This window comes from Streptomyces ossamyceticus, from assembly GCF_001418475.1.
Taxonomy (GTDB): Bacteria; Actinomycetota; Actinomycetes; order Streptomycetales; family Streptomycetaceae; genus Streptomyces; species Streptomyces ossamyceticus.
This window is the reverse complement of sequence record NZ_LIQX01000332.1, coordinates 1-12028: the sequence shown is the minus strand read 5'-3', so window position 1 is coordinate 12028 and position 12028 is coordinate 1. Positions and strand designations below refer to the sequence as shown.

Here is a 12028-nt window from a genome sequence, read left to right as displayed (position 1 = left end):
GCCGGACTGCGCGCCCACGATGGGGGCGCTCTGCCCGGGCTCGATCGGTGCCGCCACCGCGGTGGCGCCGACGGCGACGAGCACCAGGGCGGCGCCCAGCGCGGACAGACGTCCGTACCGGCGGGGTCGAGGTATGCGAAACACCATGGCGGTTCCTCACCTGGTCGTAGGAAGGGCTGCCCGGCGCGCGACCGCGCCGGGCAGCCACCGGACGGGCTATACGGCGGTGAACCGCCACTGCTGGTTGGTGCCGCTGTGGCAGCTCCACTGCAGGAGTCGTGCGCCGTCGGCCGTCGAGCCGCCGTTGACGTCGACGCACAGTCCACTGGGGACGCTCTTCATCGTGTACACGCCCGCCGTGGTCGACGGGGTGACGAGGAACTTCTGCGGGTTGCCGTTGTTGCAGGTGGACTGCTGAAGGAACGCGCCCTGCGCGGTGGACCCGCCCGTGACGGCGAGGCACTTGTCGCTGTGCGCCGCCTTCAGATAGACGGCGCCGCCACCGGCGTCGACGGCCTGCCACTTCTGGTTGTTGCCGCCGGTGCCCGGCCACTGGACGATCTGGGCGCCGTCAGCGGTCGAGGCGTCGCCGACATCCATGAACTTGCCGCTGTGCTGCGCCGCGACCGTCCAGGTCCGACCGGCCACGCCGCCACCGCCACCGCCGCCGCTGCCCGGTTCGCCGACCCCGTTGCCGCCGAAGGTGAGCGAGTCGAGGTCGAACCAGTTGTTCGAGGTGCCCTTGAACACCAGGTAGAGCGGGTGCGAGCCGGAGAGATCGGCGGTGTTCACCCCCGCCGTGGACTGGTAGGTGTTCCAGCCGCCGGTGCTGGGCACCGGTGTCGTGGCCAGGAGCGTGCCGGTCGGGGAGTCGGCGCGCAGTTCGATCGATCCGCCGCCACTCGGCGACGACAGGCGGTACTTCACGCTCGTGATGCCCGACAGGCTCATCGGTTTGAACGCGATCCAGTCGCCGTCGGAGATGTTGCCGACCCGCTTGCCGCTCTCCGCGCCGGCCTGCTCGACGATCTGCACACCCGACTGGTCCGTGTAGAACTCGGCCTGCTTGTGCTTGGGCTGGAGGATCACCTGGGCGTAGCCGGTGAGCGGGTTCGCACCGCCGGGGCCGCCGTCGTCGGTGTAGCGGGCGTTGAGGACGTAGTACAGGTTGGCGCCGTCGGGATGCCCGCCCAGCAGCGACGTGTCGATGGTGCCCGAGCACCCCGAATGGTCCGTGGTCTCGTGCTGGTGGTCGTCGTGGCCGAGGGCGGGGTTGACGAACACCTTGGCGCAGTCGACGGGCCCGCCGCCGGGGTCCGAGACGGACACCTTGTACGGGACGCGGTCACCGAAGTCCAGCATGCCGCCGTTGGACGGAAGGGTGAGGGTGACGGTCGGCGCGGTGTTGCCCACGGTGATCGGCACGTTGGCGAAGGCAGTCTTGCCGGTGTTGTCGGTGACCTTGAGCTGGGCGGTGTAGTTGCCGTTGGCGGTGTAGGTGTGGGACGGGTTCGCTGCCGTGGACGTGGTGCCGTCGCCGAACGTCCAGTGGTAGGTAAGTGTGCTGCCGGGATCCGGGTCCGTGGACCCCGCGCTGCTGAACTGCACGTTCAGTGGCGCGTCCCCGTTGGTGGGCGTACCGGTGGCCTTGGCGATCGGTGACCGTCCGCCGTGGTTGTAGTCGATGCGGTAGAGCCCGGAGTCGTTGTTGCCACCGGAGAAGTTGTTGCCCCATTCGAGCAGGTACAGCGAGCCGTCGGGCCCGAACTCCATGTCCATCGGCTTGAGGAACTTGGCGGCGGGCATGAAGGGGTTGGTCCGGGTGACCGCGGTCGCGGAGTCGAAGTGGACCTCCTTGACGGTGTGGCGCGACCACTCGTAGAAGAAGTGGACCCCGTCGTAGTAGGGCGGGAACTTCGTCTCGGACGGGTTCGCGGCGTCGTAGCGGTAGACCGGTCCGCCCATCGGCCCCGAGCCGCCGGAGCCGAGTTCGGGGAAGTTCGGTGAGACGCCGTAGCCGTACCACATGTTCGGCGCGACGATCGGCTTGAGGTTGGTCAGGCCGGTGTTGTTCGGCGAGTTGTTGACCGGCGCGTTGCAGTTGAACTTGGCGCCGACGGCGCCGGTGCTCGGGTTGTAGGGCGCGTAGGCCTGGTTGTCGCCGTGGCAGAACGGCCAGCCGTAGTTGCCCGGTGACTTGATGACGTTGAGCTCGACGAGCCCTTCGGGGCCGCGGTTGGTGGTGGGCGGGTTCCGGTCCGGGCCGTAGTCGGCGAGGTAGACCCACCCGTTCTCCGGGTCGATCGAGAAGCGGAACGGGTTGCGGAAGCCCATCGCGTAGATCTCCGGCCGGGTCTGCGCCGTGCCCTGCGGGTAGAGGTTGCCGGCCGGGACGGTGTAGCCGCCGTCGGCCGACGGCCGGATGCGCAGGAGCTTGCCCCGTAGGTCGTTGGTGTTGCCGGCGGTGCGGGCTGCGTCGAGGTTGGCCTTGCCCTGCCGCCAGTCCAGCGGGGCGTAGCCCTGCCAGGCGGGGTCGAGGTTCGGTGGGACGTCGTCCCCGGTGCCGATGTAGAGGTTCTTGTCGGGGCCGAACTCGATGTACCCGCCCGTGTGCCCGGGCTCGGCGAACGTGCGGTCACGGGTCGCGGGGATGTCGATGATCGTCACCTGGCTCGACATGTTCAGGGTGTCGCCGGTGAGGGTGAACCGGGAGACCCGGTTGATGTCGTTCGGGACTCCGGCCGGGGAGTGATACAGGTACACGTAGCCGTTGTCGGCGAAGTCGGGGTCGAGCGCCAGTCCGGTGAGGCCGTCCTCGCCGCCGGTGTAGACGCTGAGCGTGGCGGCCGTCACGGTCCTGTTGGTGGTCGGTTTGAAGATCTTCACCTGCCCGCCCCGCTGGACGTAGAGCACCCGCCCGTCCGGGGCGACCGCGAGGGCCATCGGGTCCGCGGTGTTGTCGTCGAGGGTGCGCTTCTCGAAGTTGCTCCACACGGTGCCGCCGCAGTCGCCGGCCTCCTGGCCGGCCGCCCACTTGACGCCCCCGAGGACGTGGTTGCGGAAAGGGGTCTCGCTGTAGGCCGCGCCGGCGTGCCCCATGGCGGTGGCCCACACACGGCCGCCGCCGGTGTTGCGGCACCAGGAGATGGGGTGGTCCGGCCCCATCGCGCGAGGGCCCGGGTTGTACGTGCGCTCGTCCGCGGTGACCAGGACGTGGACGTCGCCACGGGGGTTGCGGTCGAAGTTGTACCACTCCTCGCTGCGGTTCCAACGGTCCGGCAGACCGGCCGTCGACGGGTGCTTCTTGTCCGCGACGACGGCGGTGCCGGACAGCACACCGGGGGAGTGCTCCGGCATGTGTGCGCCGCCGTTGACGGTCTGGTCCCACCACGGGTACTCGTTCTCGATGCCCATGTCCGTGGCGTTGTGGATCGAGACGATGCCCTTGCCGCTGGCGAGGTAGCCCTCCACCGCCTGGCGTTGGGACGCCGTGGTCCACACCATTCCCGAGGTCTGGAACATGATGAGCACGTCGAAGGTGGCGAGATTCGCCGGGGTGAAAACGCTGGAGTCCTCGCTGTGGACCAACTCGAAGTTGTTGGCCGCCGCCTGCTCCCGGAACATCGCCAGGCCGGCCGGGATCGAATCGTGCCGGTAGCCGGCCGTCTTCGTGAAGACCAGGGCTCGGAAGGCCGGCGCCGCTGACGCCGGTTGGGCGATGACGAGCGACAGGAGCACGCTCACGATCGCCCCGAAGATTAATGTGATGCGACGCATGCCGTCTCCTATTTCGGCGGAGCAACGATGGCATGACCACGGGCACGCGCCGGCCGCACCTCCGATGCGCCAGAGTGCAGAAGCGCGTCGGAGGCGCGCGTGTGCCGTCAGCTCGTCGTCCCGTCCGCCGTGACGGGCAGTCAAGTCCCTACGGAAGAGAAGGGGGGCGTCACACCGGATGCGACCGTCTCCCGTGGTCTGCCGGTCAGCATGCAGCGGGGTTTCGCAACAGTCAATATGGATTCGGTGCGGCTGATTCCATAACACATTTCGCGCATCATTCTTCGTGGTTCGGCAATCTTCTTGGTTCGGTGCGCGACTGTGGGCGGGGCGATTCGATAACAGATTTTGGCGTGTCGATCGCTGTCGGCTGATCACCGCTCCACATGGGGCAGTTGGCTCCGACGGTATTGCCAGGCGCTCATCGAGCCATTTACCCTCGGGGCCGCGATGTCGCCATTGCGTCCGGTGAAAGTTCGAGACTATTCGACGATAGCTCGCGGGCGGGAGCTGGCATTTCACGCCCGGCTGTACCCGAACGATTCAGCTATCGGTTGACTCATTCCTGCTGACGACGCGAATGTTGAGGGTCCCACGATGTCTGGCCTGCTGCCGTCGCCGCTGCTCGCTCTGCGAGGCATCGGCAAGTCGTTCCTCGGCGTGCGGGTGCTCGACGGCGTCGACCTCCAGGTCCGGCCGGGCGAGGTGCACGCGGTCGTCGGCGAGAACGGCGCCGGCAAGTCCACGCTCATGAAGGTGGTGTCCGGAGTCCACCAGCCCGACGAGGGAACGGTCGAGTTCGCCGGCGCACAGCGGACGTTCCGCAGCCCGCGCGAGGCCCAACAGGCCGGTATCGGCATCGTCCACCAGGAGCTGACGCTGCTGCCCGAGCGCACCGTCGCCGAGAACGTCTGGCTGGGCCGCGAGCCCCTGCGCCGTGGGCTCGTCGACCGTGGAGCGATGCTCGACCGCGCCGCGGGGCTCCTCGCCTCGATCGGGGAGGGCTCGTTACCGCCCGACACACGTGTGGGACGGCTCGGCGTGGCGCAACAGCAGGTGGTCGAGATCGTCAAGGCGCTCGCCCTCGACGCGCGGCTGCTCATCATGGACGAGCCCACCGCGGCTCTCGCCGACCACGAGGTCGACCAGCTCTACACGCTCGTACGACGGCTCCAGGAACACGGGATGGGCGTGCTGTACGTCTCGCACCGCCTCAAGGAGGTCTTCGACCTGTCCAGCCGGATCACCGTGCTCAAGGACGGCCGGGCGGTGACCACCCTGGACACCGCGGACACCAGCGCCGACCGGCTGGTGCGCCACATGGTCGGCCGTGAGCTGTCGAGCTACTACCCCGACCGGGCGCAGCCGCAGGAGCTGGGCCCGGTGCGACTGACCGTCCGCGGCGCGGGCAACCGGAAGCTGCGCGGCATCGACCTGCGGCTGCGCGCCGGCGAGGTGCTCGGCGTCGGCGGCCTGCAGGGCTCCGGCCGGTCGGCGCTGGCCCGCGCGCTGTTCGGCGCCGCACCGTTCGGCACCGGCCAGGTGGCCGTCGACGGGGCCCCGGTCCGGCTGCGTTCGCCCCGCGCCGCGATGCGGGTCGGTATCGCCTACGTCTCGGAGGACCGCAAGGGCGAGGGGATCGTCGCCGAGCAGTCGGTGCTCGACAACGCGCTGTTGGCCGTCCGAGCCGTCCGAGCCGTCCCCCCTGTCCGGGTCAGTCGCGGTGCCCGGACCGCGCGGGTCCGGGAGCTGCTCGCGGCCGTCGAGCTGCGCGCAGCACGGGAGGACCAGGAGATCCGCTTCCTGTCCGGGGGGAACCAGCAGAAGGTCGTGCTGGCCAGGTGGCTCGCGCTCGCTCCGAGGATCCTGCTCTTCGACGAGCCGACCCGGGGCATCGACGTGGGCGCCAGGTCGGCGATCCACGATCTCGTCCGCCGGCTGGCCCGCGACGGCGCCGCCGTGCTGATGGTGTCGTCCGAGCTGCCCGAACTGCTCGGCATGAGCGACCGGATCATCGTCATGCGCGACGGCCGGATCGCCGGTGAGCTGTCCGCCGGCGCGACGGAGGAGGAGGTCGTCGCCCTGGCGGTCGGCACCGCGCGGGAGGCGGCCGGATGAGCGGCGCGCTGTCCCCGCCGGCCCGGTGGACCCCGCCCGGCGTGTTCGTCGCCCTGGCCCTGACCCTGGCGATCGGTTGGCTCGTCGTCACGGTCGACGGCGGCCGGCTGTTCAGTCTGCCGACGACGGTGAGCCTGCTGCACGTCGCCGCCGGTCTGGGCCTCGTCGCGGTCGGCCAGACCGTGGTCGTCGTCGGGGGCTCGCTGGACCTGTCCGTGGCGTACACGGTCAGCCTGAGCACCCTCGTCGCCGCCGAGGCCATGGCCGGGGACGACGGAGCGCTGCTGCCGGCGATCGGGCTGACGCTCGCCGTCAGCGCCACCATCGGCCTCGTCAACGGCCTGCTCGTCACCCTGGCGCGGATCAACCCCTTCATCGCGACCGTCGGCGTCGGACTGCTGCTGAAGGGATACCTCGACAACGGATACGACGGCCCGACCGGCAAGACCGCACCCGCCCTGGTGCAGGGACTCGGGTACCAGCGCGTCGGCCCGGTGCCGCTGGCGTTCCTGCTGCTGCTCGCCGTCGCCGCCGCGGCCTGGTTCGTGCTGGCCCGCACCCGCTTCGGCCACCACCTGATCGCCGTGGGAGGTGACCCGGAGGTCGCCCGGCTCTCCGGCGTGCGCACCAGCCGGGTCCTCGTCACCGCCCATGTGCTGTGCGCCCTCTGCGCCGGCCTCGCCGGGGTCTACCTCGCCAGTCGGCTCGGAGCCGGCGCACCGAGGGTGGGCACCGAGGGACTGTACGACCTTGAGTCGATCGCAGCGGTGGTGCTCGGCGGCACCGCCCTGGCCGGCGGGCGCGGCGGCGTCGTCGGCACGGTGGGCGGCGTGCTGCTGCTCGCGAGTATCGACGCCGTCTTCAACCAGCTCGAGGTCGACGTGTTCTTCAAGCAGGTGATCCGTGGCGTGATCATCATCGCGGCGGTCGCCGTCTACGCCCGCCGGGCGATGCGAAAGGCGTCCTAGCATGCGGATCGCGCGCCCACCGCGGCTCCCCGGTTTCCGCTCCGGCGGTCTCGCACCGATCGTCGTGATCCTGGCGGTCCTGCTGGTGCTGCTGAGCGCCCGCCAACCGGACTTCTTCTCGCCGCCGTCGCTGATGTCGTTCCTCGGCCGCTCCGCGCCGATCGTCCTGCTCGCCGCCGGCCAGTACTTCGTGATCGTCTCCGGCGAGTTGGACCTGTCCGTCGGCTCTCTGGTCACCGCGCAGGTGGTCGTCGCGGCCCGGCTGATCGACGGCGATCCGTCGGCCGGCTGGCCCGTCGTCGTGCTCCTGCTCGCGTTCGGCGTCGCCGTCGGCCTCGTCAACGGCCTCGTCACCACATGGCTGCGGGTGCCGTCGTTCATCACGACCCTCGGGATGTTCCTGATCCTCGTCGGTGCCGTGTATCTGTGGTCCGACGGTGCCCCGAAGGGTGGGCTCTCCGAGGAGTTCCGCCTGCTCGGTCGGTCCGCGTTCGAGGATGTACCCGCGCTGGGGCGGATACCGTACGCCCTGCTCGTCCTGCTGGCGGCGGCCGCTCTGGCGCTGGTGCTGACGCGTTCGGACTTCGGCCGCACCCTGGTCGCCGTCGGCGGCAACCCGCGGACCGCCGAGCTGAGCGGCGTGCGCGTGGGGCGTGCCAAGACCATGGCGTTCGTCCTCAGCGGTCTCGCCGCCACGCTCGCGGCGGTTCTCATCGGCGGGTACAGCGGAGTGTCGTTCCAGGCCGGCGCCGGTCTGGAGTTCGGCGCGATCACCGCGGCGGTCCTCGGCGGTGTCGCTCTGGGCGGGGGCCGGGGTTCGGTCGTCGGCGCGATGCTGGGCGCGCTGACCCTCGAGACGCTCTTCACGCTCATGAACTTCTACGGCGTCTCCGGCGCCCTCGAACCGGCCGTCCAGGGCGCGATCATCCTGTTCGCCGTGGCGGCGGCGTCCTTCCGTGTCCCGTCCAGATGAAGGGGATCCAGTGAGGCATTCCATGACGGTGCTGGTCGTGAGCACCTTGCTGGTGCTGGCCGGCTGCGCCACCGACGAGCCCACCACCGGCGCATCCGGTTCCCCCTCCGCGGGTACCGGATCGGGCAAGGGATCGGGCACCGGGAAGCAGTCGAAGTTCTTCGTGCGGGCCGACTACGACAAGCAACTCGCGCTCCTCGACACCGCGCCCACCGGGCCCGCCGGCAAGCCCTGGGAGCAGGCGCTCAACCCGGCGATGGTGAAGACCGCGAAGTTCAGGAAGCCCGGACCGCACAAGCTCTGCTTCTCCAACGCCGGGCTCAACAACCCCTGGCGCCAGGTCGGTTTCAAGACCATGCAGGCCGAGGTCGACACGCACCGCGACCGGATCTCCGGGTTCGTCCACGTCGACGCCGAGGGCAAGGACCAGAAGCAGATCGCCGACATCAACGACCTGCTCGGCAAGGGCTGCGACGCGCTCATCGTCTCGCCGAACACCACCGCGACGCTCACCCCGGCCGTGGAGGCCGCCTGCCGGAAGGGCCTGCCGGTCATCGTCTTCGACCGCGGCGTCGACACGACCTGCCCGGTGACGTTCATCAACCCGATCGGCGGCTACGGATTCGGCCATGTCGCGGCGGAGTTCGTCACCCGGAAGATGAAGCCGGGCGGCAAGGTGCTCGCGCTGCGCATCCTGCCCGGCGTCGACGTCCTGGAGACGCGTTGGTCCGCGGCGAAGGTCGCCTTCGACAAGGCGGGCGTCGATGTCGTCGGCGTCGAGTTCACCGACGGCGACCCGGCCAGGACCAAGAAGATCGTCAACGACTACATCCAGCGGTACGGCACGATCGACGGCGTCTGGATGGACGCCGGCGCGGTCGCGGGCGCGGCGGTCGAGGCGTTCGAGGACGCGGGAAAGCCCGTGCCGCCGATCAACGGCGAGGACCAGCTCGACTTCCTGAAGCTGTGGAAGGACAAGAAGCTCACGGCGATCGCCCCGACCTACCCGACCTACCAGTGGCGCACCCCGATCATCGCCGCGCTGAAGATCCTCGACGGCGAGCAGGTGCCGAACCCGTGGAAGCTGCCCCAGCCGACCATCACCCAGGACAACCTGGACGAGTACGTCGACCCCACGATGCCGCCACTGCACTACGCGATGTGCGGCTGCACCGACCTGCCCGGCTACCCGAAGCGCTGGCAGTAGTCCGGTGTACGCCATCGGTGTCAACCCGTGGGTCTGGGCCTCGCCGGTCGACGACGAGGCCCTGGCCGAACTGGTGCCGCGGATCGCCGCGTTCGGGTTCGACGCGGTGGAGCTGCCGATCGAGCAACCCGGCGACTGGGACCCGGCACGCACGCGGGACCTGCTGGCGGCGCACGGCCTGCGCGCGGCCGGCGTCTGTGCCGTCACCTCGCCGGGACGTGACCTCGTGAACGCCCCACCGGAGGTCGTCGCCTCCACCGTGGCGTACCTGAGAACGTGTGTGGACCGTGCGGTGGCCGTCGGCGCGTCCTGCGTCGGCGGCCCGGTCTACGCCGCGGTGGGGCGGACCTGGCGGATGTCACCGGTGGAGCGCGCTGCCTGCTACGCGGATGTCCGCCACGCCCTGGCGCCGGTGGCCGACCACGCGGGGGAGCGGGGCGTGAGCATCGGTGTGGAGGCCCTCAACCGCTATGAGACGAGCGTCGTCAACACGGTCGAGCAGGCGGTGGAGTTGATCGACGGTCTGCCCGCGAACGTCGGTCTCATGATCGACACCTATCACATGAACATCGAGGAGGCCGACCCCTACGAGGCGCTCGTCACGGCCGGTCCGCACATCAAGCACGTCCAGGTCAGCGGCACCGACCGCGGCGCCCCGGGAGCCGACCACTTCGACTGGCCGCGCTTCCTCGCCGCCCTGGCGAGGACCGGTTACGGCGGCGCGGTGTGCATCGAGTCGTTCACCGCGCGGAACGAGGCCATCGCCACCGCCGCCTCGATCTGGCGGCCGCTCGCCCCGACGCAGGACACGCTCGCCCGTGACGGGCTGTCCTACCTCCGAACCGTCCTCCACGGACTGGAAAACGCTCCCTCGACCGGGTGAGGGGGTCGCTTTGGTATCCGAGATATCCGAAAGACGTCATACGTCATATGCGTAGGGAACAGCCATAAGGAGAAAGCGTGTTCACAGCCCACACCATACGGAAGCGGCTTCTCACCGCAGCCGCCGCAGTCGGTTTGGCCGCGACCGCGGTGGTGGCGTTCCCCGTGCCCGCCTCCGCAGCCGCACACACCGTGTACGTCTCGCCGTCCGGCACCGGCAGCGACTGTTCCAGCGCGCAGCCGTGCTCACTGACAGCCGCGCAGACGGCGGTGCGATCGCTCAACGACGCCATGTCGGACGACATCGTGGTGCAGTTGGCCGACGGTGTGTACCGGCTGGCCCAACCTTTGCGGCTGACGGCGGAGGACTCCGGCTCGGGCGGCCACACGGTCGTGTGGCGGGCCGCCCCGTCGGCGCGTCCGGTGATCACCGGTGCCCGGGCGGTCACCGGCTGGTCGGTGGCCGACGCAGGCAAGAACATCTGGAAGGCCGATGTGCCCGCCGGTCTCGACGCGCGGCAGCTCTATGTCGACGGCGCCGTGGCCACCCGGGCACGCACGCAGGTGAACAGGGCTGATTTCACGGCTTCCAGCGCCGGTATGAGGTTCTCGAGCGGTGCGCTGAGCTATCTGAACAACCTGGCCGACCAGAGCCGGGTCGAGGTGGAGAGCGTCAACTCCTTCACCGACCGGTACTCGCCGGTGCAGAGCATCGGTGGGAACTTCCTCACGATGCAGCAGCCGGCGTGGAACAACAACAACTTCGGCTACGACACCCTCATGCGGCCCCACCGGGCCGGCCCGCTCTATCTGTCCAACGCGTACGAATTCCTGGACTCACCCGGCGAGTGGTACCTCAACCCCACGGCCGGAACCCTGTACTACATCCCCCTGGCCGGGCAGAACATGAGCTCCGTCAGCGTGGAACTGCCTCGGCTCCAGTCGCTGGTGAACGTCGGCGGCACGTACGGCGAGCCGGCGCACCACCTCACGTTCAGCGGGATCACCTTCACCGGCACGAGCTGGCTGGGCCCCAGCAGCAACCAGGGGTACGCGGATCAGCAGACCGGCGCGTACATGGCCGGCGACTGGAGCTGGCCGAGCTTCGACTCCTGCCACAACGGCTGCACGCAGTTCGAGGCCGCCCGGCCGCACTGGCGGCAGATGCCGGCCGCCGTGCAGGTCTCCGCCGCCAACACCATCACCTTCACCGACTCCCGGTTCGTCAACCTGGGTCAGACGGCCATCGGTATCGGCAACGACGCGGGCGCGCACACCAGCGGCGTCGGCCTGGGCGCCGGCAACATCACGGTGACCCGGTCGGAGATCGCCCGAAGCTCAGCCGGTGGCATCCTCGTGGGCGGCGTGCGCGCCGACGCCCACCACCCCAGCGACCAGCGCATGGTCAACCGGGACATCACGATCAGCAACAACCGCATCCACGACCTCGGGGCGGACCACCGGGGCGTCGTCTCCGTCCTGACCACGTACGTCACCAACAGCACCGTCGCCCAGAACGAGGTCTACAACATGCCGTACTCCGGCATGTCGATCGGATTCGGCTGGGGTGCCAACGACGCGGGCGGCAGCAACCACTATGCCAACCGCGGCCTGTACAACTACCAGCCGCGCTACACGACGCCCACCACCGCGTCCAACAACCGGCTCATCGGCAACTACATCCACGATGTCATGCAGCAGATGAACGACGGTGGCTGCATCTACACGCTCGGATGGAACCCGGGCGCGCAGATCAGCCGGAACCACTGCCTGCGGACCAACGGATACTTCGGGCTGTACTTCGACGAGGGCTCGAAGTACTACAAGGCCGACAACAATGTCTTCGCGAACACCGGTACGTGGGCGACAGCCAACTACTGGGGTGGCGAGAACATGGGGAACTGGACCCTCACCAACAACTGGTCGACCAACGGCAGTACGAACGTGACCAACGGGGACCGCGGCAACGTGGTCTCCGGCAATGTCACGGTCACCAACGGCAACTGGCCTTCGGGCGCCCAGGACGTGATGGCGTCCGCCGGGCCGAAGGACACCACCCCGCCGCCGACAACGGCTGGGCAGATCGTGGGCGCGCAGTCCGGC

General features: G+C 69.4%; 7 protein-coding genes. 6 read left to right on the top strand and 1 reads right to left on the bottom strand.

Annotated elements, in window-relative coordinates:
- Positions 1–216 precede the first annotated feature (216 nt).
- The gene (locus AOK15_RS24210; RefSeq protein WP_055520311.1) at positions 217–3777 is read right to left on the bottom strand and encodes a ThuA domain-containing protein; all 3561 of its coding nucleotides are present in this window, start codon (positions 3775–3777) and stop codon (positions 217–219) included.
- 597 nt (positions 3778–4374) lie between these two features.
- Here AOK15_RS24210 and AOK15_RS24205 point away from each other — a divergent pair.
- The 6 genes from AOK15_RS24205 to AOK15_RS24180 all read left to right on the top strand — a co-directional run.
- On the top strand, positions 4375–5895 hold the full coding sequence (locus tag AOK15_RS24205; protein WP_055520309.1) for a sugar ABC transporter ATP-binding protein: 1521 nt from the start codon (positions 4375–4377) through the stop codon (positions 5893–5895).
- Positions 5892–6863, top strand: coding sequence for an ABC transporter permease (locus tag AOK15_RS24200; RefSeq protein ID WP_055520306.1), 972 nt, complete (start codon positions 5892–5894; stop codon positions 6861–6863). Before AOK15_RS24205 ends, AOK15_RS24200 begins: the two co-directional genes overlap by 4 nt.
- A gap of 1 nt (position 6864) precedes the next feature.
- On the top strand, positions 6865–7836 hold the full coding sequence (locus AOK15_RS24195; RefSeq protein ID WP_055520304.1) for an ABC transporter permease: 972 nt from the start codon (positions 6865–6867) through the stop codon (positions 7834–7836).
- Between the two features lie 22 nt (positions 7837–7858).
- Complete coding sequence (locus AOK15_RS24190) at positions 7859–9043, top strand: ABC transporter substrate-binding protein (protein ID WP_055520302.1); 1185 nt, start codon at positions 7859–7861, stop codon at positions 9041–9043.
- A 4-nt stretch (positions 9044–9047) separates the two neighbouring features.
- Positions 9048–9926, top strand: a complete 879-nt coding sequence (locus AOK15_RS24185; protein WP_055520300.1) for a sugar phosphate isomerase/epimerase family protein — start codon at positions 9048–9050, stop codon at positions 9924–9926.
- A 152-nt stretch (positions 9927–10078) separates the two neighbouring features.
- A partial coding sequence (locus tag AOK15_RS24180) for a right-handed parallel beta-helix repeat-containing protein (RefSeq protein WP_420876955.1) occupies positions 10079–12028 on the top strand: 1950 nt, incomplete at its 3' end.

What these genes read in the sequence shown, in the direction of transcription:
- AOK15_RS24210 (WP_055520311.1), bottom strand. Translation starts at nt 3,777, where the DNA reads ATGCGTCGCATCACATTAATCTTCGGGGCGATCGTGAGCGTGCTCCTG.
- AOK15_RS24205 (WP_055520309.1), top strand. Translation starts at nt 4,375, where the DNA reads ATGTCTGGCCTGCTGCCGTCGCCGCTGCTCGCTCTGCGAGGCATCGGC.
- AOK15_RS24190 (WP_055520302.1), top strand. Translation starts at nt 7,859, where the DNA reads ATGACGGTGCTGGTCGTGAGCACCTTGCTGGTGCTGGCCGGCTGCGCC.
- AOK15_RS24195 (WP_055520304.1), top strand. Translation starts at nt 6,865, where the DNA reads ATGCGGATCGCGCGCCCACCGCGGCTCCCCGGTTTCCGCTCCGGCGGT.
- AOK15_RS24200 (WP_055520306.1), top strand. Translation starts at nt 5,892, where the DNA reads ATGAGCGGCGCGCTGTCCCCGCCGGCCCGGTGGACCCCGCCCGGCGTG.